Annotated in this window: 26 protein-coding genes and 2 tRNA genes; 11 read left to right on the top strand and 17 right to left on the bottom strand. The window is 67.2% G+C overall.

Annotation, left to right across the window (positions count from 1 at the left end; all coding sequences use genetic code 11):
- The first annotated feature begins 31 nt into the window (after positions 1-31).
- Entirely contained in the window at positions 32-2,284 is a 2,253-nt protein-coding gene (locus tag EGH23_RS07990) for an NADP-dependent malic enzyme (RefSeq protein WP_220579487.1), read from the top strand.
- A gap of 15 nt (positions 2,285-2,299) precedes the next feature.
- Here the strand turns inward: EGH23_RS07990 and EGH23_RS07995 are convergent, their stop codons facing one another.
- Positions 2,300-2,539, bottom strand: a complete 240-nt coding sequence (locus EGH23_RS07995; RefSeq protein WP_220579488.1) for a DUF8015 family protein — start codon at positions 2,537-2,539, stop codon at positions 2,300-2,302.
- 219 nt (positions 2,540-2,758) lie between these two features.
- On the opposite strand from EGH23_RS07995, the gene EGH23_RS08000 reads away from it, so the two are divergent.
- A complete protein-coding gene (locus EGH23_RS08000; RefSeq protein WP_220579489.1) occupies positions 2,759-3,655 on the top strand; it encodes an NAD-dependent epimerase/dehydratase family protein in 897 nt (298 codons plus the stop codon).
- 27 nt (positions 3,656-3,682) lie between these two features.
- On the opposite strand, the gene EGH23_RS08005 is transcribed toward EGH23_RS08000, so the two are convergent.
- The 4 genes from EGH23_RS08005 to EGH23_RS08020 all read right to left on the bottom strand — a co-directional run bounded on the left by EGH23_RS08005 (position 3,683) and on the right by EGH23_RS08020 (position 5,745).
- Positions 3,683-4,342: a ribonuclease H family protein gene (locus EGH23_RS08005; RefSeq protein WP_220579490.1), complete on the bottom strand. Its 660-nt coding sequence runs from the start codon at positions 4,340-4,342 to the stop codon at positions 3,683-3,685.
- Between the two features lie 60 nt (positions 4,343-4,402).
- Positions 4,403-4,645: a DUF8028 family protein gene (locus EGH23_RS08010; protein WP_220579491.1), complete on the bottom strand. Its 243-nt coding sequence runs from the start codon at positions 4,643-4,645 to the stop codon at positions 4,403-4,405.
- Positions 4,646-4,848: 203 nt separating this feature from the next.
- Entirely contained in the window at positions 4,849-5,262 is a 414-nt protein-coding gene (locus EGH23_RS08015) for a DUF8009 family protein (RefSeq protein ID WP_220579492.1), read from the bottom strand.
- Positions 5,263-5,307: 45 nt separating this feature from the next.
- Positions 5,308-5,745 (bottom strand): pyridoxamine 5'-phosphate oxidase family protein, encoded by a 438-nt coding sequence (locus tag EGH23_RS08020; RefSeq protein ID WP_220579493.1) that lies wholly within the window; start codon positions 5,743-5,745, stop codon positions 5,308-5,310.
- Between the two features lie 165 nt (positions 5,746-5,910).
- Between EGH23_RS08020 and EGH23_RS08025 the strand changes: the two genes are divergently transcribed.
- A complete protein-coding gene (locus EGH23_RS08025) occupies positions 5,911-6,486 on the top strand; it encodes a HalX domain-containing protein (RefSeq protein WP_425433204.1) in 576 nt (191 codons plus the stop codon).
- A 16-nt stretch (positions 6,487-6,502) separates the two neighbouring features.
- Here EGH23_RS08025 and EGH23_RS08030 read toward each other — a convergent pair whose 3' ends face one another.
- Both EGH23_RS08030 and EGH23_RS08035 read right to left on the bottom strand, forming a co-directional pair.
- Positions 6,503-7,729, bottom strand: coding sequence for an FAD-dependent oxidoreductase (locus EGH23_RS08030; protein ID WP_220579495.1), 1,227 nt, complete (start codon positions 7,727-7,729; stop codon positions 6,503-6,505).
- Between the two features lie 37 nt (positions 7,730-7,766).
- A complete protein-coding gene (locus EGH23_RS08035) occupies positions 7,767-8,813 on the bottom strand; it encodes a zinc-dependent alcohol dehydrogenase family protein (RefSeq protein ID WP_220579496.1) in 1,047 nt (348 codons plus the stop codon).
- A gap of 72 nt (positions 8,814-8,885) precedes the next feature.
- Between EGH23_RS08035 and EGH23_RS08040 the strand changes: the two genes are divergently transcribed.
- On the top strand, positions 8,886-9,269 hold the full coding sequence (locus EGH23_RS08040; RefSeq protein ID WP_220579497.1) for a nuclear transport factor 2 family protein: 384 nt from the start codon (positions 8,886-8,888) through the stop codon (positions 9,267-9,269).
- Between the two features lie 85 nt (positions 9,270-9,354).
- Here the strand turns inward: EGH23_RS08040 and EGH23_RS08045 are convergent.
- A tRNA-Met gene (locus EGH23_RS08045) sits at positions 9,355-9,498 on the bottom strand.
- A 128-nt stretch (positions 9,499-9,626) separates the two neighbouring features.
- On the opposite strand from EGH23_RS08045, the gene EGH23_RS08050 reads away from it, so the two are divergent.
- Positions 9,627-10,640, top strand: coding sequence for a DUF7115 domain-containing protein (locus EGH23_RS08050; RefSeq protein ID WP_220579498.1), 1,014 nt, complete (start codon positions 9,627-9,629; stop codon positions 10,638-10,640).
- Between the two features lie 66 nt (positions 10,641-10,706).
- Here the strand turns inward: EGH23_RS08050 and EGH23_RS08055 are convergent, their stop codons facing one another.
- Positions 10,707-11,075 (bottom strand): DUF5830 family protein, encoded by a 369-nt coding sequence (locus tag EGH23_RS08055; protein ID WP_220579499.1) that lies wholly within the window; start codon positions 11,073-11,075, stop codon positions 10,707-10,709.
- 74 nt (positions 11,076-11,149) lie between these two features.
- Here EGH23_RS08055 and EGH23_RS08060 point away from each other — a divergent pair, with 74 nt between their 5' ends.
- Positions 11,150-11,812 (top strand): TVP38/TMEM64 family protein, encoded by a 663-nt coding sequence (locus EGH23_RS08060; protein ID WP_220579500.1) that lies wholly within the window; start codon positions 11,150-11,152, stop codon positions 11,810-11,812.
- Here EGH23_RS08060 and EGH23_RS08065 read toward each other — a convergent pair.
- Together EGH23_RS08065 and EGH23_RS26810 are read right to left on the bottom strand one after the other, a co-directional pair.
- On the bottom strand, positions 11,787-14,072 hold the full coding sequence (locus EGH23_RS08065; protein WP_220579501.1) for a hybrid sensor histidine kinase/response regulator: 2,286 nt from the start codon (positions 14,070-14,072) through the stop codon (positions 11,787-11,789). The genes EGH23_RS08060 and EGH23_RS08065 overlap by 26 nt on opposite strands.
- A gap of 60 nt (positions 14,073-14,132) precedes the next feature.
- Positions 14,133-14,255 carry an HVO_2523 family zinc finger protein gene (locus tag EGH23_RS26810; protein ID WP_268899419.1) on the bottom strand — a complete coding sequence of 41 codons (123 nt, stop codon included), beginning with the start codon at positions 14,253-14,255 and terminating at the stop codon, positions 14,133-14,135.
- An 86-nt stretch (positions 14,256-14,341) separates the two neighbouring features.
- Between EGH23_RS26810 and EGH23_RS08070 the strand changes: the two genes are divergently transcribed.
- Positions 14,342-15,859 (top strand): molybdopterin-dependent oxidoreductase, encoded by a 1,518-nt coding sequence (locus EGH23_RS08070; RefSeq protein ID WP_220579502.1) that lies wholly within the window; start codon positions 14,342-14,344, stop codon positions 15,857-15,859.
- Between the two features lie 39 nt (positions 15,860-15,898).
- The gene (locus tag EGH23_RS08075; RefSeq protein ID WP_220579503.1) at positions 15,899-16,195 is read left to right on the top strand and encodes a DUF7526 family protein; all 297 of its coding nucleotides are present in this window, start codon (positions 15,899-15,901) and stop codon (positions 16,193-16,195) included.
- Positions 16,196-16,299: 104 nt separating this feature from the next.
- Here EGH23_RS08075 and EGH23_RS08080 read toward each other — a convergent pair whose 3' ends face one another.
- Positions 16,300-19,452 (bottom strand): adenosylcobalamin-dependent ribonucleoside-diphosphate reductase, encoded by a 3,153-nt coding sequence (locus EGH23_RS08080; protein ID WP_220579504.1) that lies wholly within the window; start codon positions 19,450-19,452, stop codon positions 16,300-16,302.
- Between the two features lie 493 nt (positions 19,453-19,945).
- On the opposite strand from EGH23_RS08080, the gene EGH23_RS08085 reads away from it, so the two are divergent.
- Complete coding sequence (locus EGH23_RS08085) at positions 19,946-20,125, top strand: DUF8029 family protein (protein WP_162317652.1); 180 nt, start codon at positions 19,946-19,948, stop codon at positions 20,123-20,125.
- 4 nt (positions 20,126-20,129) lie between these two features.
- Here EGH23_RS08085 and trpG read toward each other — a convergent pair whose 3' ends face one another.
- The 4 genes from trpG to trpD are packed head-to-tail and all read right to left on the bottom strand — an operon-like array spanning position 20,130 to position 24,023.
- Positions 20,130-20,759: an anthranilate synthase component II gene (trpG, locus tag EGH23_RS08090; RefSeq protein ID WP_220579505.1), complete on the bottom strand. Its 630-nt coding sequence runs from the start codon at positions 20,757-20,759 to the stop codon at positions 20,130-20,132.
- The gene (gene trpE / locus EGH23_RS08095) at positions 20,756-22,387 is read right to left on the bottom strand and encodes an anthranilate synthase component I (protein WP_220579506.1); all 1,632 of its coding nucleotides are present in this window, start codon (positions 22,385-22,387) and stop codon (positions 20,756-20,758) included. The genes trpG and trpE overlap by 4 nt, the downstream gene beginning before the upstream one ends.
- Positions 22,384-23,031: a phosphoribosylanthranilate isomerase gene (locus tag EGH23_RS08100; RefSeq protein ID WP_220579507.1), complete on the bottom strand. Its 648-nt coding sequence runs from the start codon at positions 23,029-23,031 to the stop codon at positions 22,384-22,386. The genes trpE and EGH23_RS08100 overlap by 4 nt, the downstream gene beginning before the upstream one ends.
- Entirely contained in the window at positions 23,028-24,023 is a 996-nt protein-coding gene (gene trpD / locus EGH23_RS08105) for an anthranilate phosphoribosyltransferase (RefSeq protein ID WP_220579508.1), read from the bottom strand. The genes EGH23_RS08100 and trpD overlap by 4 nt, the downstream gene beginning before the upstream one ends.
- 179 nt (positions 24,024-24,202) lie before the next feature.
- Here trpD and EGH23_RS08110 point away from each other — a divergent pair.
- Together EGH23_RS08110 and EGH23_RS08115 are read left to right on the top strand one after the other, a co-directional pair.
- Positions 24,203-24,277, top strand: a tRNA-Val gene (locus EGH23_RS08110).
- Between the two features lie 326 nt (positions 24,278-24,603).
- Positions 24,604-24,960, top strand: a complete 357-nt coding sequence (locus EGH23_RS08115; protein ID WP_220579509.1) for a hypothetical protein — start codon at positions 24,604-24,606, stop codon at positions 24,958-24,960.
- 76 nt (positions 24,961-25,036) lie between these two features.
- On the opposite strand, the gene EGH23_RS08120 is transcribed toward EGH23_RS08115, so the two are convergent.
- A complete protein-coding gene (locus tag EGH23_RS08120) occupies positions 25,037-25,528 on the bottom strand; it encodes an HTH domain-containing protein (RefSeq protein ID WP_220579510.1) in 492 nt (163 codons plus the stop codon).
- Positions 25,529-25,566: the final 38 nt, after the last annotated feature.

A 25,566-nucleotide genomic window follows, 5' to 3' on the forward strand; every position in this document is an offset into this window, starting at 1 on the left:
TCTTTTTTTAGTTGGCGTTCGACCATCGACTATGGGTCTGGACGAGGACGCACTCGAGTACCACAGCAGTGATCCGCCCGGGAAGATAGAGATCGCGACGACGAAGCCGACCAACACGCAGCGGGACCTCTCGCTCGCGTACTCACCGGGAGTCGCGGCCCCGTGTGAGGAGATCGCCGAGAACGTCGACGACGCGTTCACCTACACGGCGAAGGGGAACCTCGTCGGCGTCGTCTCCGACGGCTCCGCGGTGTTGGGACTCGGCGACATCGGACCGGAAGCCGGGAAGCCGGTGATGGAGGGGAAAGGCGTGCTGTTCAAGCGCTTCGCCGACATCGACGTCTTCGACATCGAACTGGACACCGACAGCGCCGACGCGATGGTGAACACGGTCCGCGCGATGGAACCGACCTTCGGCGGCATCAACCTAGAGGACATCGCCGCGCCGGAGTGTTTCGAGGTCGAACGCCGCCTGCGCGAGGACTTAGACATCCCCGTCTTCCACGACGACCAGCACGGTACCGCGATCATCTCGGGGGCAGCGCTACTGAACGCCGCCGAGATCGCCGATAAGGACCTCGGGGACTTAGAGATCGTCTTCTCCGGGGCCGGCGCGAGCGCGATCGCCAGCGCTCGCTTCTACGTCTCGCTGGGCGCGCGAAAGGAGAACATCACGATGTGCGACTCCTCGGGCATCATCACCGAGGAGCGCGCCCAACACGAGGAGCTCAACGAGTTCAAAGAGGAGTTCGCCCGGGATATCCCCGGCGGCGACCTCGCGGACGCGATGGCCGGCGCGGACGTCTTCGTCGGCCTCTCGGTCGGCGGCATCGTCAGCGAGACGATGGTCCAGTCGATGGCCGAGGACCCCGCGATCTTCGCGATGGCGAACCCCGATCCCGAGATCGACTACGAGACGGCCAAGAACGCCCGCGACGATACCGTCATCATGGCCACGGGTCGCTCGGACTACCCCAATCAGGTCAACAACGTGCTGGGGTTCCCCTTCATCTTCCGCGGCGCGCTCGACGTACGCGCGACCGAGATCAACGAGTCGATGAAGGTCGCCGCCGCCGAGGCGCTGGCCGAACTCGCACAGCAGGACGTCCCCGACGCCGTCGTCAAGGCCTACGGCGATCAACCGCTTCAGTTCGGCCCGGAGTACATCATCCCGAAGCCGCTCGACCCGCGGGTCCTCTTCGAGGTGACGCCCGCCGTCGCCGAGGCCGCGATGGAGAGCGGTGCGGCCCGCAAAGAACTCGACCTCGACGACTACGTCGAGAAACTGGAAGCCCGGCTCGGGAAGTCCCGCGAGATGATGCGCGTCGTCCTCAACAAGGCCAAGAGCGACCCCAAGCGCGTCGTCTTAGCGGAGGGCGACGACGAGAAGATGATCCGCGCGGCCTACCAGCTCGTCGAACAGGGCATCGCCGAACCCGTCCTGATCGGCGACGCCGAGGAGATCGAGGCGACCCGCCGCCGGTTCGGCCTGGAGTTCGACCCCATCGTGGTCGACCCCGACACCGCCGACGTCGAGGAGTACGCCGAACGGCTCTACGAACTCCGTCAGCGCAGGGGCATCACCCGGAGTGAGGCCGAGGAACTGATTCGGGACGGCAACTACCTCGGCAGCGTGATGGTCGAGATGGGTGACGCCGATACGATGCTAACCGGCCTCACTCACGATTATCCCTCGGCGCTTCGCCCGCCGCTCCAAGTCATCGGGACGGCCGACGACGCCGAGTACGCCGCCGGCGTCTACATGCTCACCTTCCGAAACCAGGTCATCTTCTGTGCGGACGCGACGGTCAATCAGGACCCCGACGAGGACGTGCTGGCCGAAGTGACCCGTCACACCGCCGAACTGGCCCGCAGTTTCAACGTCGAGCCGCGGGCGGCCATGCTCTCGTACTCGAACTTCGGCAGCGTCGATACGGAGGGAACGCGCAAACCGCGAAACGCCGTCGAGAAACTGCAGAACGACAGCCGCGTCGACTTCCCGGTCGACGGTGAGATGCAGGCCGACACGGCGGTCGTCGAGGAGATCCTCACGAACACCTACGAGTTCTCCGAGCTCGACGACCCCGCGAACGTGCTGGTGTTCCCGAACCTCGAAGCCGGGAACATCGGTTACAAGCTCCTCCAGCGCCTCGGCGGCGCGGAGGCCATCGGGCCGATGCTCGTCGGCATGGACAAACCCGTCCACGTCCTCCAGCGCGGCGACGAGGTCAAGGACATCGTCAACCTCGCCGGCGTCGCCGTCGTCGACGCACAGCAGGACTAAACGAGGTAGTCGCCGTCACTGTGACTTCGTTGGCGGGTGCAGGAAGAGCGCATCGGTGACGGCCGCGGCGGAGAGAAGCGAGCCGGCGACGAAAGCGATGTGAAGCGACGCGCCGACCGCTTCCGTCGCGACCGCAGCCAGCAGAAAGGCCGTCGGGACGAGCGCGAGCACGAGGTCGTATCGAGTGACCGACGGCGTCGGTCGGTCCCGGTGCTGTTCCCCTGGGTCGCGGGTCCTGCCGCTACGAGTACTCATCTGTGAGACACCTCTCGGTACGACGTATATTGCCGACCCGACTTAAAATTTGAGTCGCGTAACGTCGTCGAAACGTCGTAGCCGTGGTGTTCGTGGTTCGATGTAACGTATGCATAGCTATGGGACGGTCGACGCTTTGCCGAAGCCGACTGGTGGGGAGGATGCGACAGCACCCAGTGGTTCGTGTGAACTTTAGTCGTGGCCCCGGGACGACCGTACGTGACCGAAACTATCGCCGTCACGGGCGGGAACGGCCGCGTGGGTCGGGCCGTCCTCGAACACCTGTCTGCGGAGGGGTACCGGACCGCGAACCTCTCGCGCGGGAAGCGAGACGAGCCGCACTCGGACGCGTATCTCACGACGGACCTGCTGGACGCGGGCGAGGTGTACGGGTCGGTCGCGAAGAGCGACGCCGACGCCGTCGTCCACCTCGGGATGCTCCCGACGCCGGAGGCGACGCCCGGCTATCGGACCTTCGAGAGCAACGCGATGTCGAGTTACCACGTGCTGGAGGCCGCGGGCGAGTTAGGGGTCGAGACGGTGACGCTCGCGTCGAGTTTCAGCGCCATCGGCGGCGGGTTCGAACCGGACCCCATCACCGTCGACTACCTGCCGGTCGACGAATCCCATCGGCTCACCCCCTCGACGCCCTACGGGATGGGCAAACAGACGCTCGAAACCGTCGCCGACGGGTTCGCCCGCCGAGACGAGGGCGCGCCCCGGACGATCACTTCGCTGCGGTTCCCGTGGGTCGTCGACGACGAGATGGCCCGCGAGACGTTCGTCGAGACCGACCGGACGCTTTCGGGGATGCGCGAGAGCGGGTCGCTGCACGGGCAGCGAAACACGCTGTTCACCTACGCCCACACCTCGGACGTGGTCGACCTCGTCCGCCGGACCGTCGAGGCGTCCTTCGACGGCCACGAACGCGTCTGGGTGTCGGCACCCGACACGAGCGCGGAGACGCCCAGCGAGGAGCTCGTCGCCGAGCTGTTCGACGACGTGACGGTCCGAGGCGACTTCCCCGAGGACGACCACGCGGCGCTGGTCGATACGTCGAAAGCGACGGCGCTGTTCGACTGGGAGCCGACGTGGCGCTGGCGACAGCACGACTGACCCGATTGCGTTGCGGGTGTGACCGGCTCAGTCCGAGGCACCGCCGCGGTTCGACCGGGACGGCGGCGGGACGCGCTCGTCGGTGGTGGCCGTCTGCGGGACGACGCACCGGTCGGGTTCGCCGTTGACGTGGGCGTACTGGTCGGGGGCGTTCGCCAGCGGATGGGCCGGGTTCCGGTCGCTGGAGATGCGAGCGGCCCTGATCTCGCCGAAGCCGTTGATGCGAGCCTGGATGCCCCGCCAGTGAAGCCCCGTCGACGGCGGGACGGAGACACGGTGAGGCGGATCGTACGCCGACCCGTGCGTGGCCAACACTTCGGCGTTGACGTTCTCGGCGAGTTGGTCGTGGTCGATGAGGAGACCGATACGGGCGTCTATCGGCGCTCGTTCGGCGAGGACGTCCAGTCCGAGATGCAGCGCTCGATACTCGGCGACGTTGTTGTCCGGCGAGCTGTCGGGAACCGACAGTCTGAGGACGCGCTCGCCGTCGAACGTCTCGACGACCACGCCGAGGCCGCCCCCCTCTACGGAGTCATCGTCGCCGACGGCACCGCCGCTGTGCGGGCGGAAGGAGCCGTCTGTGGCGATGTAGAAGTCTCGATGGTGACTGCGCGGCGGATGGGCGATATGCGGCGTCGGTGACTCGTCGAACAGGTCTCGTAAGGTCGGCCGGCCGTAAGCGGCCATACCAGTTTTTGGGCGAGTGGGAATATAAATATGTGGCCTGATACTGCGATAATCGGCCGACTACTCGCGTGCGTGAGAGTGACCGATGAGCAGCGAAACGGCGTTACAGACGACCAGCGCGGCGAACGCCGTCCGCACGGAACCCGAGTGGAGGCCCGAAGCTAACAGCGGGAGATAGAGGAAAGGGAGGGCGATGGCTGTCCAGAAGGCGATACCTCGGATGGGGGCCAGGAGGGACTGACCGATGTTCGGGACCGTCTCGTCGAAACGGGCGAACAGTTCGTTGACTGACGAACTTGACATGGCGGGTGACCTACGGCGACTATGCACCCCGCCTATGATATAACCGCGAGAGCCTTCGACCGATTTTGTCTCGTTTTACGTCTCGAAGCGACCGCCTAGACGTTTTACGGATTTATTAGAAGTACCGAGACGTTTTATCGACACGTCTCAGTCAGTAACTCGTCGTAACGACATTTCTTCCAATTTGTATATCATTTCGGGCGTCACGGCCCGAGCAACGAGATACGCACCTCGTGACCGTCCGCCGGGATCGTAACCGTCTCCACGACGTAGTCGGGCAGCGTCTCGCGCCACTCCGCGACGCGCCGTTCGTGGTACTCGCGGTGTCGGGCCACGCCGTAGGTCTCGTCGTCCCGGTCGCGGAGTTCGTCGGCGGTCTGATCGGGCGTCGGATACGGCGGGGCGTCCTCACGCAGGAACGACGCGGGCGGGACGTGGAGGGTCTCGTCGTCGGCGTCGCCCTGAACGACGTGGAGGCGCGCGCGCATCCGACCGCTGTACGGCGGCGTCACGCGCAGGACCGCGTTCGGCCCGTCGCGCGCGCTCGCCTCCGCCGCCGCCAGGAGGTCCTCGGCGCTGACCGCGAGCGACCGAATGGCCGACGGATCGGTACTCATCGGTCGCCCGTAGGTTCCCCCCGTACAAATCGCCGACGGCCCGCGCTACATCCGGTCGCTGTAATCCCACGAGTGCAGGCGCTCGGGCGTGACGGTGAGCGTCACTTCCCGTCGGCTCGGCGAGAGCAGTCGCTCGGCCAGCGGCGAGTCGGTCCCGCCGAGATACCGCTCTGTGAGCGCTCGCAACACCCGCTTCTCGTCGTCGGGCGATATCCTCACGCTTCCGTTTCCGCGGACGCCGCGATACGGCGGCTCGTTCGTCGACACCTCGAAACTGACTTCGGAGTCGGCTTCGAGATATCGGACGACGTCGGCGTCGGCGGCCGTCGCACACTCGAAGTCGCCGTCTCGATAGCGATACCACAGCGAGAGCATCCAGAGGTCGCCCGACGGTCGCCGACAGCCGAGGCGGATCGGTACCGTCTCCTCGGCGAGGAAGTCGGCTACTTCGTCGAGCGACCACGCGCCCGTTACTGAGACCATCGCCGAAGAGATGGTCGCCACGGGTAATTTTATTGTGGGTGATAGTAACACTCTACCGACCAGTCGAGAATCATGTCTGATAATCCGTCAGGTGAATTTATGGTAGCCATTCGGTAAGACGTAACGGATGCAGGCGGTCCGGCCATCGAGACGGAGGAATCACACGTGCATATGACCGCAGATTCAGAGACGGCAACGGTACTCGTCGTGGACGACGAACGCGACGTGGCCGAACTGTACGCGACGTGGCTCGGGATGCGACACGACGTCCGGAGCGCGAACAGCGGCGAGAGCGCGCTCGAAGCGGTAGACGAGTCGGTCGACGTGGTGTTTCTGGACCGCCAGATGCCCGGGATGTCCGGTGACGACGTGCTCGACGGAATCCGCGAACGCGACCTCGATTGCCGCGTCGTGATGGTCACCGCCGTCGACCCCGGATTCGACATCGTCGAGATGCCGTTCGACGACTATCTGACCAAACCGGTGACGCGCGCGGACCTCTACGAGACCGTCGAGGAGATGCTCGCCCGGGACGCCTACGACGAACAGATACGGCAGTACTTCGCCATGGCCTCGAAGAAGGCGACGCTCGAAGCCGAGAAGAACGCCGCCGAACTCGACGCCCACGACGAGTATCACGAGGTCACGCGACGCGTCGAATCGCTCAAGCAGGCCGCCGATCAGACGATCGGCGAGATCCAGGATTTCGAAGCCGCGTTCGGCGAGTTCTCCGGGAGTTGAGGGTGTGGTCGGCCGGTCACTCTCGTTTCCCTACCACGTCTCGGTCGGTCGGCCCCTGGCCGTCGTATCTGTCGACGAACTCGTCCAGCCGCGCCGCGTCGTCGGCCCCCGGCAGCGTCCGGGTCGCCGTCTCGCAGGCGGCGTCGACGCCGAGGCGCTCACAGACGCGGTCGGCGGTCGCTTCGGCCATCTGTCGGTAGGTCGTCAGCTTGCCGCCGACGATGCTGAGGAAGTTCTCGACGCCGTCCTCGGCGTGGTCCAGTCGGAAGAACCCCCGCGAGATACCGCGCCGGTCGCCGTCGCCCTCGTCCGGTGCGTACAGCGGCCGAACGCCCCACCACTTCCGGACGACCGGCGAATCGGCGACGGGGGGTAACATCGCCGCGCACTCCTCGATGGAGCTCTCGACCTCCCAGTCGGCTCTCTCGTAGTCGTCGGGGTCCGAGACGGGGACGCTCGTCGTCCCCAGCACCGCTTCGGAGTCGTGCGGGACCACGATGTCGCCGTCGGCGGGGTCGCGACAGCGGTTCAGCACCGGGTCGACCCCGTCGTACTCGACGGAGACCATCACGCCGCGGGTGGGGGCCATATCGACGGTCACGCCCGCCATCGACGCCACGTCGCCGGCCCACGCGCCGGCCGCGTTGACGACGTAGTCGACCTCGACGGTGTCGTCGACCGCGCCGCCGAGCCGCGCCTCCGTCACCCACCCCTCGACCGTGCTCAGCGCTTCCAGGGGCGCGTGCGGGTGAACCGTCCCGCCGTGTGCCTCGACGTCGGCCGCGTTCGCCGCGACGAGTCGCGAGGGGTAGACGACGCCGTCGGGGACCGACATCGCGCGCTCTACGTCCGCCGAGAGGTCCGGGACGCGCTCTCTCGCCTCCTCGGCGTCCAGTAGCTCGGTCTCGATGCCGACGGTCCCGCAGGCGGTGCGCTTCTCCTCGAAGTACTCCGGGTCGTCGCCCGCGAGCTGGACGAACAGCCCGCCGGTGTCGCGGACGCACTCGCCGGCGATCGACCGGAGGATGCGGTTCTCCTCGATGCACTCCTCGGCGCCGACGCGGTCGCTCTCGGCGTAGCGCGCCCCGCTGTGTAAGAGGCCGTGCGAGCGGCCCGTGGTACCGCTGGAGAGGCCGCCCCGCTCAGCGAGAGTCACGTCGACGCCGCGGAGCGCGAGGTCGCGCGCGACGCCGGTACCTGTCGCCCCGCCGCCGACGACCAGAACGGACGGTGAACGTGTCATCACCGTACGTTGGACTGAAGCGGCATGTGTCTGGCGCTCAGTGGTCCACCTTCACGAGCACCTTGATCGCCTCGCGTTCGTCCATCGCCCGGTAGCCTTCCGGGACGCCGTCTAAGTCGACCGTCTTCGTGAAGACCGGCGAGGGGTCAAGCGTTCCCTGTAACACGTCGGCGAGCAACTCCTCGGCGTACGCGCGAACCGGCGCGACGCCGCCTCGGAGCGTGACGTTCTCTTGGAAGAGCGAGAACACGTCGAGACCCCCCTCGTCCACGCCGTGGGGGACGCCGACGTAGCCGACGGTACCGCCGGGTCGGCAGAGGTCGATGGCGGCGTCCATCGCCGACGCCGCACCGACGCACTCCATGACGTGCGTCGGGCCGCCGTAGGTCAGCTCTCTCGCCCGTTCGACCGCTTCTTCGCCGCGAGCGGCCACCGTCTCCGTCGCGCCGAAGGACTCCGCGAGTTCGAGGCGGTCCTCGTGGTGGCCCATCGCGACGATCCGCTCGGCTCCGAGGCGGCGCGCCGCGAGGACGCCACAGAGGCCGACCGCCCCGTCGCCGACGACCACGCACGTGTCGCCCTCGCCGACGCCCGCGCTCACGGCCGCGTGGTGGCCCGTCCCCATCACGTCGGTCAGCGGGAGCACCGCTTCGAGCGTCGCCTCGTCGTCGGCGTACCGGTCGGGCACCCGGACGAGCGTCCCGTCGGCCTCCGTCGCCCGGACGAACTCCCCCTGTGCGCCGCCGTTGTCGCCGTCCCACGAGTCGCCGTTCGCACAGGAGGTGTGCAGCCCCTTCCGGCAGAACTCACAGCGGCCGCAGCTGATCTTGAACGGCGCGAACACCCGGTCGCCGGGGTCGACCGAGCGGACGTCCTCGCCCACTTCCTCGACGATGCCCATCGGTTCGTGACCGACGGCCGATCCCTCCTCCCGGTCGCTCTCGCCGCGATAGAACCAGAGGTCCGACCCGCAGACCGCCGTGTGCGTCACGCGGACGACGGCGTCGGTCGGCGACTCGATCTCGGGCTTCGAAACGTCTTCGACGGCGATTTCACCTGGGCCGCGGTAGATAGCTGCGCGCATACGCCGCCTTCGCCCCGTCGGTGGAAAACCGTTCGCCCACACTGGTAAGCCGCTTCGGGCGAATGCACTCCTATGGACGCTACCACGACCGTCCGCGACTACTACGACTCGCTCCGACACGGCGCGCCGCTGGACACCTTCTTCGCCGACGACCGCCCCGAGGACGACGCCATCTCGAAGGTCGGCATCTCGGAACGCCTCGTGGGGTCCGACGCCGTTCAGGCCGGCCTCCGCGACCAGACGCTCTCGACGAGCGACTGGGTCGTCGATAGTCACGCGCTCAGGGTCACCGAGCGCGGCGACGTGGCGTGGTTCAGCGACGACGTGGCCCTCGCGTGGACGGACGAAGACGGCGAGCGCCACGAGTTCGACACCCGCTGGAGCGGCACGCTCGAACGCCGCGACGGCGACTGGCGGTTCGTCGGGATGCACGTGAGCGCCCCCAGCAAACTGTGAGCGGAGCGCGGCGCGGTTCCGCGTAGGCGGGTTGCAAAATACGCTCCCCGTGCGTCGCTCGTCGACGTTCACGTTGGTTGGAAAATGCCCGGGGAGGGCTCCGAACCCTCGATCTCCGCATAACCCAGGTCCGGGGCGTGACGAGCACCCCACGGGTCATGTCGGCAGGTGCCGCATGAGTCGTGAAACCCTATGAGTGCGGCGCTATGTCCAGCTAAGCCACCCGGGCTCGGGTGCACCCGATGCTTGGCCGGTACTCGCCTTGAAGGTTCTCATCTTCCCGCAGACTGTGGACCACTCGCACGGTGGGTCGTCTGACCCCCCGGATTTAAGCCATCACGCGGAAATGCACGGAGCATGAAGGTACCACCCCTCGTCCGGCAGGAACTCGGGGACGAGGAGATCAGGGCCAGCGTCAACCTCGGTGACGAGGACGTCGTCTGTTTCACGGCCACCCGGACGCTCGTCTATCGCGGGGAGGGACTGCTCAGCGACGAGAAAGTCGTCGCCTACCCCCACGACTTCGAGCGACTGACCGTCTCCGAGGGTCGCCGGAAGACCAAGCTCACCCTCTACTACGCCGACGAGAAGCGCGACCTCGGCGTCCCGGTCGACCGCGGCGAGACGGTCCTCGAACGCCTCCTCGAAGGCAAGCTCCACGTCGCCGGCGTCACCGCCGACGACGAGGGCGTCAACGGCGTCTTCCGCTTCAGCGAACTCACGCTCGTCGTCACGGACGCCCAGCTGCTGAAACACATCGGCGGCGTCACGTGGGACGCCGACTTCGAATCGTACTCCTTCGCCGACGTCACCGGACTGGACTTCGAGGAGGGCAGCGTCGCCACGGCGATCGTCTTCGCCGTCGACGGGCGTCCCGAACGCATCAAAGCGCCGGCCGAACAGGCCCCGGCCGTACAGAAGACGCTCCAGCGGGCGCTGTTCGCCTATCACGACGTGGCGTCGCTGGACGAACTCAACGCGAAGGTGGGGTCGGAGCCGGACGACGAAGCAGACGCCGAGGACGGCCTCGACCTCGACTCCGGCATCGACCCCCTCGTCGGCGGCGAGGACGACGAGGACGAGTCCCCTGCCGCCGACCAGCTGTCCGAACGGGCCGCGAAAACGCCTGCGAACGGCGGGCAGCGAACGGAGACGACGGCCGATGCAGACGCCGCCCAACGGTCGTCGTCTCAGTCGCGATCGTCCACCCAGCGGACGCCGCCGGCCACGGCGGATACCAGCGACGACCTCGCGTCCCTCGAATCGCAGGTCGCCGAACTCACCGCCGCCGTCGAACGACAGAACGAGCGCATCGAGCGGCAGGAACAGGTCATCGAGAAGCTCATCGAGGAACTCAGACAGGGCCGCTGAAGCCGGCGTTTTCGAGCTGCTCGACCCTTGGATTCTCCAAGATTTTGCACCCTTCTCAGCCCCTCGCTACTCTCTCCCCAACACTTTCCGAATACACGTCGACCCGAACGGTCCCAGCTCGCCGCCGTCGAACTGGACGAAGTGGCCCGTCGAGATGCTCGCGCCGCAGCGCTCACAGGAGAAGTCGCCCTCGCGGACGACCACGTCGGCCTCGAAACTGACGTACGTGCCCCGGGAGCGCGGACGGACGAGGCCGTCCTCGCGGTCGATGACCCCGCGCATCGCCGCGGTGTCGAGGATCTCGCGCTGGACGCCGGGGTTAGTCGTCACCGTCTCGATGCGGTCCATGGCGTCGGCCACCGACAGCTCCTCGTGTTCGAGGTGGGCGAGCAGTTCGACCCCCAGTTCGACGGGGTCGCGGTCGGCGTCGTCCACGGCGGTGTCTCGTCCGCCACCGGATTAACGCTTACCACAAGATGTTTGCCGGTCGGAGACACTCTCATCGGTAGATGGACAGCCTCATCAAGCGACAGGTGCTCGGGTCGGCGGCGCTGCTCGCCGTCCTCGCGGTGGTCGCGGCGATCCTCTCTCCGGCCCGCCTCATCCACGAGGCGATGCACCTCTCGGAACACCCCGTCTACATGGCGGGTCTCATCGTCGCCCTCTATCTCGTCCGCCCGCTGTTCGCGTGGCCGACGATGCCGCTGTCGGCGTTCGTCGGGTTCGTCCTCGGCATCGGTTACGGCATCCCCGTGGCGCTGATGGGCGCGCTGGTCACCTGCCTCATCCCGTATCGGTTCGCCCAGCGGGCGGGGGATCAAGGTGGGATGTTCGGACGGCTCGGCGAGTCGGGTCGGCGCATCATCGAGGTGACCGGCGAGACCAGGGGTGTGCTGGCCGCCCGGCTCTCGCCGGTGCCCGCCGACCCGGTCTCCTACGGCGCCGGCTTCGCCGACGTCTCGACGCGGGCGTTCGTCGTCGGCACGTTCGTCGGTGAGATCCCGTGGGTCGTCGCGGAAGTCGCCGCCGGGGCGTCGATGCGGTCGCTGACGCTGACCGGCGTCTCGGTCGAGGCGCTCCCGCACCTGCTCGTGCTGCTCGGCGCGCTCTCGGTGCTGGTGTTGGCCGGGCCGACCTACCGCCACTTCAGCGGTCGTCCCGACTCGTCGTGAACTCGAAGCGCGCGCCGCCCGCGTCGCTCTCCGCGGCGCTGACCGACCAGCCGTGGGCGTCGGCGATGTCCTCGACGATGGCGAGGCCGAATCCCGTGCCGTCGCTGCTGGTGGTGTAGCCGCGTTCGAAGACGTTCGACCGTCCTCCCGGCGAGATGCCGACGCCGTCGTCCTCGACGTAGAACCCCGTCCGGCCGTCGTCGGCGCGGTTCCGGTCGATAGCTCCGACGGCCACGGTCAGCGGCGTCGTTCGGTCGCCGTTCGGTGTACGGTGTTCGACGCTGTCATCGGAACGCGGCGCGTTCCGATTGCTCGTGGAACCGTGTTCCGCGCTGTCGTCGGACCGCGTCCGACTATTCGTGGAGCCGTGCTCCACGCTGTTCCGAAACAGGTTCTCGAACAGTTCGCGGAGCCTGGCGGGGTCGGCCTCGACGGTCCCGTCCGGACCGACCGACAGCGATGCCTCGCCGGTGTCGACGCCCGCCCACGCTCGCTCGGCGGTGGTCGCGAGGTCTACCTCGGCAATCTCGCCGACGGTCTCGCCCTGTCTGGCGAGGGTCAACAGGTCCTCGATGAGTCGTTCCATCCGCTCGGCGGCGGCGGCCGCGTCGCCGAGGTGAGCGGCGTCGCCGGTCTCTTCGGCCAGCGAAAGGCGTCCCTGCACGACGTTGAGCGGGTTCCGCAGGTCGTGGCTGACGACGGAGGCGAACTCCGAGAGGCGGCGCTCGCGCTCTTTGCGCTCGGCGATGTCTCGGATGACGCCGGCCGTGCCGGCGAACGCCCCGTCAGGACTTGGCAGTATCGCCATGTTGTTCTCGGTCGGGACGCGCTCGCCGCTCCGAGTCACGACGTCCATCTCGAGGGTCGTGGTCTCGACGTCCGGGTCAGTGACGAGCTTTCGGACCAGTTCGTCGCCGGTTTCGAGGTCCTCCTCGGTCATTATCGTCCCGATGTGTTCGCCGACGAGTTCCGCGGGAGCGTACCCGGTCATCGGCTCGAAGGCCTCGTTGACGTAGGTGAACACGCCGTCGTCGTCGAGCGTGTACACCGGGTCGCCGACGGCTTCGACGATCGTCTCGTAGCGTTCGAGCTTTCGCTCGCGCGCCTTTCGCTCGGTGACGTCGCGGGCGATCCCCGCGATGCCGAGGTCGTCGCCCTCGGCGTCCTCGATGAGCGTGCCGCGGAACTCGTGGCGGATCTCCTCGCCGTCTTTCGTCAACAGTGGCGCTTCGAACGTCGCGTATCCGGTTTCGATCGTCTGGATAGTGGCCTCGACGACGCGGTCGTGGACCGCTTCGGGGAACAGTTCGAGGGCCTTCATCGACGACAGTTCCTCGTCGCTGTAGCCGGTCACCTCGGTCGCGGTGTCGTTCCAGCGTATCAGTTCACCCTCGCTCCCGACGAGATAGAACACGTCGTCGATGGCGTCGACGAGGTTCTCGGTGAACTCCCGCTCCCGTTCGAGCTCCCGCTCACGCACTTTCCGGGCCGTGATGTCCGTGATGAATCCCTCTATCAGTTCGACGCCGTCCTCGTCGGTTCCGACGACTCGTCCCCGCTCCCACATCCAGCGACGCTCGCCGTCGCTCGTCTCGACGGCGTACGTCACCTCGAACGGTTCGCCGGCCGAGAGACAGGTCTGCACCCGCTCCCAGAGGGGGTCTCTCTCTCCCGGGACGATGAGCGAGTTCCACGCCACTTCGCCGGATTCGAGCGTCTCGCTGTCGTAGCCGACCAGTTCGTCGGCACCGTCGCTGACGAACTCCATCGGCCACTCGGGTTCGTTCCGACACCGATAGACGAGCCCCGGCAGATTCGAGATGAGCGTCGCCAGCTGTCGTTCGGACTCTTCGAGGGCGGATTTCGCTCGGTTCTCGCTCACGGCGCGGTCGATGCGGTTGGCGAGCACCGCGTACTGCTCGGTGCCGACGTCCTTCTGGAGGTACTCGGTCACGCCGGCCGAGATGGCGTCGCTCGCGATCTCCTCGTTGCCCTTCCCGGTGAAGAGGACGAAGGGGAGTTCGGGATACGCCGACCGGACGGCTTTCAGGAACTCCAGTCCGTCCATCCCCGGCATGTCGTGGTCGCTGACCACGCAGTCGACCGGTTCCGAGCGCAGCACGTCGAGTCCCTCGCTCGCGGACGCCGCCGTCACGACGCCGATGTCGTCGGCGGCCTGCTCTAACTGCATCGCGGCGACCGCTGCGAACTCCGGGTCGTCGTCGACGTGGAGAACGCAAATGTCGCCGTCGTTACCCATTGCCCGTTACCTACGCGTCCATCACAATAAATCTGATAGCAGTGCTCGGTGGCACGGCACTCAGTAGAACGTGTCGGCGCAGTCGTAGACGACGCCGTGCTCCGGGCAGACGTACTTACAGTGGCGGTGGTACATCGCCCGGTCGCACAGCGGACAGGGGCGGCCGCCGGACTCCTCGCTCATGTGCCGGCACAGGCACGCCGTCGGCTTCGGTCTTTGGGGACGAAATTGGAACAACGCCTTTGGGTCGGTAGTCCTTCCCTCCGGCTATGGCCGACGACATTCTCGACACTCGCGGGGGCCGAGCGCTCGTCTCTCTCGTCGCGGCGGTCGCCGGGCTCGCCGGCTCGTACGCGCTCACGGGGTACACGCCGGCATTTCTCGTCTCGCCGGTCGAGCGGACGCTCGCCCGGGCCATGCCCGGTGAAGTCGTTTCCCTCGCCATCACGGAACTGGGCAGTGTCGGCCAGCAACTCAACCTCTTAGCTGCCCTCTCGCTCACCGGAGCGATCGTCGCGCTCGCGGCATGGATAGCCATCGCCGCCGGCGACGCGGCCAACGACCGACTCCTCCCCGGTGTGGGGACGGCGGTGCTGACATGGGGACTCGCCGCCGCGCTCACCGGCGAATTCGTCCTCGCCGCGGGACCGGCGCTCGCCGCGGCCGGCGTCGTCGCCCTCGCGCAGGCGTTCGACGCCTACGGCGACGGGACGCCCATCTCCTCGAAGCGCCGTCGCGCCCTTTCGACGGTCGGCGTCGCCCTCGGCGCGAGCGTCCTCGGCTACTCCGTGGGCACGCGCCGGACGCCCGCGGCGACGGCCGCCGACGCGCCGTCGCTCTCGGTCTCCGACGCGGTCCGCGAGGACATCGAGACCAAACTCGCCCTCGCCGAGGCGCGCTCGCTGGACGTCGACGGCCTCGATTCGCTGGTCAGCGAGACGTTCTATCAGGTGGACATCAACTCCATCGACCCCGAACTCGACGCCGACGACTGGTCGCTCTCGGTCACCGGAGCCGTCGAGGAGGAGACGACACTCGACTACGACGAACTGCTCTCGATGGGCTCGCGCAACCAGTTCTCGACGCTGCGCTGCGTGGGAGATTCCCTCAACGGCAAGAAGATGGACACCGCGCTGTGGACCGGCGTGCCCCTCGGCCAGCTACTGGACGAAGCCGGCGTCCAGAGCGGCTGTGAGTGCGTGATGCTACACGCCGCCGACGACTACTTCGTCGAGTTCCCCATCGAGGCGCTGCGCCGCGGCCTGCTCGTCTACGGGATGAACGGCAAACTCCTCCCGCGCGGTCACGGCTACCCGGTTCGGGCGCTCGTTCCGGGTCACTGGGGCGAGGTCAACACCAAGTGGGTGACCGAGATCGAGGTGCTCGACAAGAAGGCCGACGGCTACTGGGAACGCCGGGGCTGGGAGGGCACCGGTCCGGTCAAACCCATCGCCAAGCTCCACCACAGCGAGGTCCTCGACGACGGTCGCCGCCGCCTCGCCGGGCACGCCTACGCCGGACTGCGCGGCGTCTCCCGGGTCGAGGTCTCCACCGACGGCGGCGAGTCGTGGGCCGACGCCTCGCTCTCCGAACCACTGCCGTCCGTCGACGTCGACGGGGCCGCCGAGGACGCGTGGCGGCAGTGGGCCTACACCTACGACCCACCGTCGGGCGGTCACACCGCCGTCGTTCGGATGGTCACCGCCGACGGGACCGTCCAGACCGACGAGGAGACCGGGCCGAAACCGACCGGTCCCTCCGGATGGGTCTCGAAGGAGTTCTCGTAGACTGGCAAGACACATCCCGCCGTGCCCCGAGATGCCGATATGACCGAGACGATAACGGGCGAGGTCATCCACGTCGTCCCGCCCGACGAACTCGACGACTACGACCTCGATCCCGAACTGGCGTCGCTGGCCGACTCCCGGTACGTCCTCGTCTGCCGCAAGGGCGGCCGTCCGTCGTGGCTCGAACGGATCGTCGCCTTCTTCCGGAGAGACCCTATCGAACCCGTGACGCTCGTGGCCGACACCGCCGTCGACGAAGGCGAGGAAGTGACTGTGCGAGTCAGCGAGACGGGAGTCGCGGGCGTCTACGACGTGGTCGAGTTCGAATCCGAATAGAAAGGCGAACGGATACCGCGCGCGGCGAAGTCGGCTCCGGTGTCACACGCTCCGTCCGGCCGCGGAAATCGGTCGTCGGTCGTCAATCGCTCGGTCAGGTCAGTTCAGCACTCGGACCAGCCACAGGACTCGCAGGTCTTGCAGCCCTCCGAGTAGTACAGCGAGAGCGATCCGCAGTCGGGACACTCCGGGCTCTCGCCGGCGTCGATGAGTTCCTGCTGGTCGCCGGCCGTCTCGGTGCCGGCGTCGGCGTTCGGTCCCGTGGCGGTCTGGGTGCCGCTCGGCTGGGCCGACGGCCCGCCGTCCGTCTGGGTCGAGGCGGACCGGCCGTCGAGTTCCTCCTCGTCCTCGGCCGTCTCCTCTAGGGTGACCTGCTGCGGGTAGGCCTTGTCGACCTCGCCGTCGAGGTAGCGGCGCAGCGCGGTGCCGATGGCGTCGGGGATGGACTGGATCTGCTCGCCCTTGTCCCAGGCGACCTTCGGCGACCGGATGCCCTGCAGCTCGTCGGCGATCTCCTCGGGGTCCACGCCCGAGCGGAGCGCCGTCGAGATGGTCTTCGCGAGCGCCTCGGTGAAGGAGGCGGTGAAGCCGCCCGAGTTGCCGATGTTGGCGAACAGTTCGAAGGGCCGTTTGGCCTCGGGGTCCTCGTTGATGTTGACGTACAGTTTCCCGTAGCCGGTGTCGATGCGCTGGGTGACGCCGTGGAGGACGTCCGGGCGGCTCTGCTTGCGGGCGAAGTCGGACTGCTCGCCGTCCGCCACGGAGAGCATCTCCTCGACGGACTCGTCGAGCGCCGCCTGCACGGCCTCGTCTTCGAGGAAGCCCTCGACGCCGCCGAACATTTCCTCGATCTGGGCGACGATCTCCTCCGTGTCCATGTCGGCGAACTCGGCGTTCTGGGCGCGGGTCGTCAGCACCTGCTTCGAGCGGGTGCCGTCGCGGTAGTAGGTGACGCCCTTGCCGCCGTGGTCGTAGATGTACTCGAACACCTCGGCGGCGTCCTCGACGGTCGAATCGTTGGGCGCGTTGACCGTCTTCGAGATGGCGGAGTCGACGCCCTCCTGACAGGCGACCTGCACGCCCGCGTGGGCCTGCGCCGAGAGGTCGCCGGTCGTGACGAACAGCTCGCCGATGGCGTCCGGAACGGTCGTGAGCCCGGTGACGCCGTCGAACTCGTTGTTCGCCATCTGCTCTTGGGCCTCTTCCTTGACGGCCTCGACGTCGATGCCGTTCTCCTCCAGGGCGCGCAGGAAGTAGTCGTCGAACTCGACGAGCATCTCGTCGCCCTGGACGTCGTCGGAGACGTTCTTGTAGTAGGCGACGTTGTAGATGGGTTCACAGCCGCCGGTGGTGTTGCCGATCATCGACGTGGTGCCGGTCGGCGCGATGGTCGTCGTGTTGTGGTTGCGGATGGGGAAGCCGTCGGCCCAGTCGTCGGCGTCCTCGCCGGTCTGCTTCTCGAACCACTCGCGGTACTCGGTCGGGTTCGCGTACTTGGAGTTGTCCCACTCCTCGAAGGTCCCGCGGTCTTCGGCGAGTTCGCGGGAGGCCCGCTTCGAGCCGTGGTTGATGTGACGCATCAACTGGCGGGCGACCTCGTTGGCCTCGTCGGAGCCGTACTCGACGCCCAGTTGGATGTACAGCTGCGCGAGGCCCATGATACCGAGACCGATCTTGCGCATCTCCCGGACCTTCTCCTCGATCTTCTCGACCGGGAAGTCGGACATCGTGACGACGTTCTCGAGGAAGCGGGTGCCGAGTTCGATGCGGCGGTCGAACTCGTCCCAGTCCATCGCCTCGTCTAGGAACGCCGCGACGGCCTCGGCGTCGGAGCCGTACTCGTCGGCGTGGTCGTCGGCCCAGACGCGCCAGTCGGGGGCGTCCCGCGCCGCGAGCGTCGAGAGGTTGATGTGACCGAGGTTGCAGGCCTCGTACTCCTCGAGGGGCTGCTCGCCGCAGGGGTTCGTCGCGAGGATGCGGTGGTCGGGGTGTTCCTCGACGTCGAAGGAGTGCTCCTTGTTGACGCGTTCGAGGTAGATGACCCCCGGTTCGCCGTTCTCGTGTGCGCCCTCGACGATGCGCTCCCAGAGCTTCTCTGCGGGGATCGAGAGCACTTCGCCGGCCTCGACGTACTCGCCGAGGTCGAACATCTCGTACAGCTCCTCCGTCTCGGCGGTGGCGACGTGGTCCTCGCCGGTCCGCGGGTTGGTGAAGGTGAAGTCCTCGCCGTTCTGCAGAGCGTCCATGAAGCCGTCGGTGACGCCGACGGAGATGTTGAAGTTAGAGAGATGCCCCTCGACCGCGTTACGGAGGTGCTTCGGGACCTTGCCCTCGTCGTCGATGAGGCCGCGGGCCTCGTCGAGCGCGTCGGCGAAGGAGTTGTGCGTGAAGTCGTCGGGGTCGTTCAGACGGAGGGTCTCGGCCAGCGAGACGTCCTTGTTCTTCGAGTGGATGAACTGGATGACGTCGGGGTGCGAGACGCGCATGACGCCCATCTGCGCGCCGCGGCGGGCACCGCCCTGCGCGATGGTCTCGCACATCTGGTCGTAGGTCCGCATGAACGTGATCGGACCGGAAGCGATGCCGCCGGTCGAGCCGACCGGGTCGCCGTAGGGGCGGAGCCGCCAGAACGCGTAGCCCATGCCGCCGCCGGACTGGAAGACCTGCGCGGCCTCCTTCGCGGTCTGGTGGATGTCGTCGATGTCGTCCTCGGGCGAGTCGACGAAACACGCCGAGAGCTGCTGGAGCTCGTCGCCGGCGTTCATCAGCGTCGGCGAGTTCGGCATGAACGAGAGTTGCTCCATCTGTTCTTGGAACGCGTCGGCGGTCGCCTCGACGTGGTCGCGCACCTCGGCGGGGAGTTCCGGAACCACCGTCTCGTAGGCGAACTTGTTGACGTTGTACACCGAGAGCGTCGTCTCGGCGTCGTCGCTCGCGGTGGTGCCCTTCCCGAACACTTCGGCGGCGAGTTCGTCTCGGCGCGGGTGGTCGGGTTTCAGCTGGTCGGGCGTGACGGTGACGTCGACGTCGCGCTTCTCGGCCTCGAAGACGGCCTCGGCGAGCGCGATGTTCTCCGCGACCCGCTCGAAGAGGTCCTCGGGCTCCTCGACGAGGTCGCCGTCGGCGTCCTTCCGCAGATATCGGGCGGGTAGAATGTTGTGATAGGCGTTACTCGTCAGTCGCTCCTCCAGCGTGTTCCCGTCCGTCCGTTTGATCGGAAGCGTGAGTTCGTCGGCGGAATGGCCCGCGTCACTCATTCGTCGCTCCTCCTCCCGGCAGCGTCCGTCTGCCGGTCGATACCCCTCTCGACGGTTGGCCGAATTCCTGTCATTTCTGGCGGCGAATAGGTATTCATGGATGTCCTATAACCCTTGCTTTCTGAATCTCATGTGCGAATTCCTACCTGTTGTAGAGTAGTAACTACGATGGGAGTTCCTGCAATTTCGTTCACACGACGACCACAGTCGCGTACGACCACTAGCAACGTTGGTCACTCCTTAAGCGTGTGTAGACCGCGGCGAAAGTAAAATACTACCCCTCAGAACCGCCAGAGGACGTGGAATAATCCAGTGGAAACGAGCGGGGGTTCGAGCCCGGATTTCGCCCCCGCCCCGCCTGAAAGCGAACCGAGAGGTTCGCGTCCGACGCGGTACCGCCCCGCGATCAGTCGCCGAGGACCGCGGCCCGCGGCGAGTCAGTGACCACTTACCTTCCATGAACTATATGTGGCAGTCTCGCGTCTCTATCGGTATGCTCCCCCTGTTGCAGTTCGGGTCGCTCGGCTCGCCCCCCTCGCTGCTGGTCGGGTTAGTCCTCGTCGCACTGGTGCTCCTCGTCGGCCGGTTCGTGATGAAGGTCGCCTGGAAACTGGTCATCCTCGCCATCGTCGCCGTGACGGTGCTGTGGGTGATCGGGATCCTCGGCTTCTAAGGCGCTAGATCCCCGAGAGGAAGTTTCTGACGACGTCGTGACCCACCGCGGTCAGCACCGACTCCGGGTGGAACTGCACCGCCTCGATCGGATGCTCGCGGTGACGGACGCCCATGACTAACTCGGTGCCGCCCTCGGTGGTGGTCGTCGCCGTCACCGCGAATTCCTCGGGCACCTCGGTCGCCACGAGCGAGTGGTACCGTCCGCCCTGAAACCCCTGTTCGAGCCCGGCGAAGACCCCCTCGCCGTCGTGGTCGACGGGGAAGGCCTTCCCGTGGACGGGTTCCGGGGCGCGGCCGACGGTGCCACCGTAGGCGTACACCGCCGCCTCCAAACCGAGACAGACGCCGAGCGTCGGCACCTCGGGGCTGACCTCGCGGAGAACGTCCATCGTCACGCCCACGTCGCGGTCGTTCTCGGGGTGACCCGGGCCCGGCGAGAGCACGATGGCGTCGGGGTCAAACGCCCGAACGTCGTCGAGGGTCGCCGTGTTGCGGACGACCTCGGTTTCGGCGTGCTCCGAGACGTACTCGACGAGGTTGTACGTGAAGGAGTCGAAGTTGTCGACGAAGAGGACGCGGGCGTCCGCGAGCGCCTCGTCCGACGCCGGATCTCGCGTGTCTTGCGCGCTCATTCGCGCACCTCCGCGCCGCTCTCGGCGGCCGGGGTCTCGCGCTCGATGCGTTCGACGGCCGCGAGCACGCCGTCCATCTTCTGTTCGGTCTCGACGTACTCGCTCTCGGGATCGGAGTCGGCGACGATACCGGCCCCGGCCTGGACGGTGATGCGGTCGCGTGTCGCGTCGACCCCGGCGTCCGCATCGGGGAGCGAGACGCCGTGCTCGACGGTCGCGGACCGGATGACGATGGCGAAGTCGGTGTCGCCGCCCCAGTCGAAGTAGCCGACGCCGCCGCCGTAGGGACCGCGCGGCGAGCGTTCGAGCTCGTCGATTATCTCCATCGCGCGGATCTTCGGCGCGCCCGAGAGCGTGCCCGCCGGGAACGTCGCTCTGGCGGCGTCGAAGGCGTCGCGGTCCGCGGCGAGCGTGCCGGTCACCGTCGACTCGATGTGCTGGACGTGGCTGTATTTGAGGACGTTCATGAACTCCTCGACGCGGACCGACCCGGCCTCGGCGACCCGGCGCACGTCGTTGCGCGCCAGGTCGACGAGCATCGTGTGTTCGGCCCGCTCCTTCCCGTCGGCGAGCATCTCGCCGGCCAGTCGGCGGTCCTCGACGGGGCTGTTCCCGCGCGGGCAGGTGCCCGCGATGGGGTTCGACACCACGCGGTCGCCCGCCACCGACACGAGCGTCTCCGGGCTCGCGCCGACGACGCTCAGGTCGTCGTAGCCCAGCAGGTACATGTACGGCGAGGGGTTGACCGCCCGGAGCGCCTCGTAGAGTCCGAGCGGGTCGATATCGCCGTACAGTTCCCGAGTGCGCGAGATGACCCCCTGATAGATGTCCCCCGAGAGGACGTACTCCTTCGCGCGGGAGACGGCCTCCTCGTACTCGCCTTGCGGGCCGGCCACCTCGGCCTCGCGGGTGAATCCGCCCGTCGAGAGCGGCTCGGCGTCCGCGAGGGCGTCTTCGACCCGTTCGACCTCGGCGAGGAGTTCGTCGTAGCGCTCGCTCGCGTCCTCGTCGGCCCGAACGACCGGCGTGAAGACGAGGTCGACGCGCTCCTCGACGTGGTCGAACCGGAGCGTCGCCGTCGTCAGGACGAACTGGGCGTCCGGGAAGCGGGAGTCGGGCCGATCGAGACCCACCTCGTCGAGCCAGAGGTCGTAGACGGCGTCGTAGGAGAGAAAGCCCACGAGGCCGCCCTCCAGATGCTGCCGATCCATCTCGGGGAACCCGCGCAGTTCGGCGTCGGGCATGACCGACCGGAGGTCGTCGATGACGTCGCCGCCGTTGGTCGTCACGAGGTCTGCGTAGCGGTCGTCGAACACCTCGACGTCGCTCTCCTCGCCGGTCACCGTCACGACCGCTCGCGGGTCGTAGCCCACGAAGGAAAATCGGGCGCGGCGGTCGTCGGTCTCCGGGGCGAACGCGCCGTCGGGGTCGCTGGAGGCGACCTTCTCGGCGCTTTCGAGCAGGAACGCGTACTCGCTCGCGTCGACGTCGCCGGTCCGCCCCGCGAGCGCCGCGTACGCCGAGAGCGGTTCGATATCCGTGTCGAGTTCGGCCGCGACCCTGACGACCACCGGCCGGTCGACCTCGGCGTGCTCGACGAACCGCTCGCGGGAGACGTCGAGAGTCACGCCGTCACCTCCGCCTCGGGAGCGGTCGCGTTCCCGACGAATCGCTCGACGGCGTCGTGGTCTTTCGTCCCGCCATCGCTTTCTACCCCACTCGCCACGTCGACGGCGAACGGCCGCACCGTGCTAACGGCCTCGGCGACGTTGCCGGGGGTGAGCCCGCCCGCGAGGATCACGGGCACGTCGAGCGAGGCCACGAGATCGCGCGTCCGTTCCCAGTCGTGGGTCTCGCCGGTGCCGCCGGCCCCGTCGGCGTCGACCGAATCGACCAGTAGCGCGTCGGCGTGAGCGGCGTAGTCGGCGAGGTCGTCGGACTCGGGGTCGACGGCGGCGACGACTCGCTGGGTGACGCGCTCGGTGAGCGCGCCGAGTTCCGCCGGCGCGAGACCGCCGTGGACCTGGACGACGTCCGGTGAAACGGCTTCGATGCGGTCGACGGCCTCTTCGACCGCCGTCGGCATCGTCACCAGGACGCCCGACACGAAGGGCGGAACCCCGTCGACGAGAGACGCCGCGGTGTCCGCGTCGACCTCTCGGGGCGTCTCGACGGGAACGCCGTGGATGACCCCGACCGCGTCGGCCCCCACCGCGACGACGGCGTCGCGGTCTTCCGGAGCCGTTACGCCACAGATTTTCACTCGCGTCATGCCCCGATGAGGTCCGATAGCTTCGCGGCGGCGTCGCCCGAGTCGATGGCCTCTCTGGCGAGGTCGACGCCCTCGGTGTGGGTCTCTGCGACGCCGGCGACGTAGATGGCCGCGCCGGCGTTGGCGAGGATTATCTCGCGTTTCGCGCCCGTGACCTCGCCCTCGACGATGCCCCGCAGGTCCGACGCGTTCTCCTCGGGGGACCCGCCGGAGATGCGCTCGATGTCGCGGGTCTCGAGTCCGATGTCCTCCGGGGTGATGCTGTACTCGGAGATCGAGTCGCCGTCGACCTCGGCGATGGTCGTTCTGCCGTGGATGGCGATCTCGTCTAGACCGTCGCCGTGGACGACCAGCGCGCGTTCGACGTCGAGGCGAGCCAGCGCCTCGGCCATGATCGGGACGAGGTCGGGATCGTAGACGCCCAGCACCTGCGCTTCGGCCCCGGCGGGGTTCGTCAGCGGCCCGAGGATGTTGAAGATGGTTCGAATCCCGAGCTCCTGTCGCGGGCCGATGACGGCCTTCATCGCCGGGTGGAACACCGGCGCGAGCATGAACCCGATGTCCTTCTCCTCGATGGTCTGCTCGACGTCTTCCGGCTCTGCCTCGACGTCGACGCCGACGACTTCCAGCACGTCGGCACTGCCCGACGAGGAGGAGACGGAGTAGTTACCGTGCTTGGCGATGGGGACGCCCGCGCCCGCGGCGACGATGGCGCTCGTCGTCGAGACGTTGATCGTGTCGTAGTCGTCGCCGCCGGTCCCGCAGGTGTCGACCAGTCCCTCCCGGTCGGGCTCGATGGTCCGGGCGGCGTCGCGCATCCCCTCGGCGAATCCGGCGACCTCGCCCTCGGTCTCGCCTTTCGCCCGGAGCGCGGTCAGCAACGCCCCGATCTGGGCGTCCGTCGCGTCCTCGAAGACCCGCGTCGCGACCTCGCGTGCCTCGTCCTGTGTCAAGTCCTCGCCGTCGGTAACGCGCTCGATGTACTCCTTCATTGTATCCACCAATGGTCTATTTCGTGTTGTGATGTACAAATCCGTACACTGACTTAAGCTTATCGGGGCCTCGCTATCGGACGGCACGTCCGTGCGGCGAATCAACAGACGCCGTACGGTCACGAATTCGAAACCTTCAATTATACCCCCCGGCAAGAATGAGTTGCACGAGGCAGCGAGGGTTCGTGGTCTAGGTCGGTTATGACACCTCCTTGACATGGAGGAGGCCGGCGGTTCAAATCCGCCCGAACCCACTCGTCTTCTGCGACGAACGGACGTGAGGAGCGAGCGTGAGGGCGATTTGAACCCCGATAGTCGCAGTACCGAGAGCGAGGTGACCGTCTATCTACGGTTCAAATCCGCCGGGAGAGCGGATCTCTCCCGCACCCTGCGGTCGCTCTGCTCGCGCAGGACTCCCGAACCCAGACGCGAATCTCCACCGGTACTCGAACTCCGAGCGCCGGGTGTGTGAAGCGGGCAGGTGATCTGAAACCGTCCCGCCGAAGAACGGTCGGACGAGCGCAGTCCCGGAAACGACAGGTTCCAGAAATTTCTTACTGTGGCCGTCCGACCCGGAACTATGGAGGAGACTCTGCAGTCGGCGCGGCCGTTCGAACAGTTCGTCTTACTGTCGGTGGTAGAACTATCGGTGAAGGGTGAGACACCAGCCCACTCCTACGACGTCGCGGAGACGGCGCGGAATCGGCTCGACGACGTGGATCGGGAACCGTTCGGCGGCGTCGAGCGCCAGGAGGTCATCTCGGCGCTGCGGACGTTGGCCGACGAAGACGTCCTCGCGAAGGACCGCACCGAGTCGGCGACCGGCAAGGGGCGGCCGGCGTACGAACTGGCCGTCGACGCCGATACCGTGTTAGACGAACTCGAAGACGCAGAAACCGTCGGCCCGTACGCCGAGGCGCTCAGAGCGGACGCGTAGGTCGGGCGCGGCCGTCGTCGCTGTGTTCCTTCTCACCGACCTCAGTCGGCGAACTGTCGAACGGCGCTGTGACCCTTCAGACGATACTGACGTCCGTCGCGGTCTGTTCGAGCGCGGACGGTTCACCGTTCTCCAGTCGCTCCAGTTGGTCCACGATGGTGTGGACGACGTCGCCTTTCGTACACGGGGCGACGTGAGCGAGTTCGCCCTCGTGGTACTCGGCGAGACCCATGACCGGCAGGACCATGGTGTCGTAGGCGTCGTCGGCGACCTCCGAGTCGACCTCGCTGTTCTGGTAGAACGACTCCAGCGAGACGTTGTTCGAGAGCGCCCACTGCTTGAACTCGGCGACGCGATTGAGGATGTACTTCCCCTCCTCGGTGTTGGCCGCGGCGGACTCGGCGGCGACCTGCTTGCCCCAGACGACGACGTTGTAGCCGGCGATCTCGTCCTCGCGTTCGAGGCGGTCGAGCCGGTCGATGACGGCCTCCTGCCGTTCGTGGGCACCGTCGGGGAGGAGCGATCGGACGTACAGTTCGATTCGGGGAGCGGGGGTATCCTCGGTCATGTCTGATTGGTATCATACAGTCGCGCCTACATATAGGT

The sequence above is a fragment of the Haloarcula nitratireducens genome (assembly GCF_019599505.1).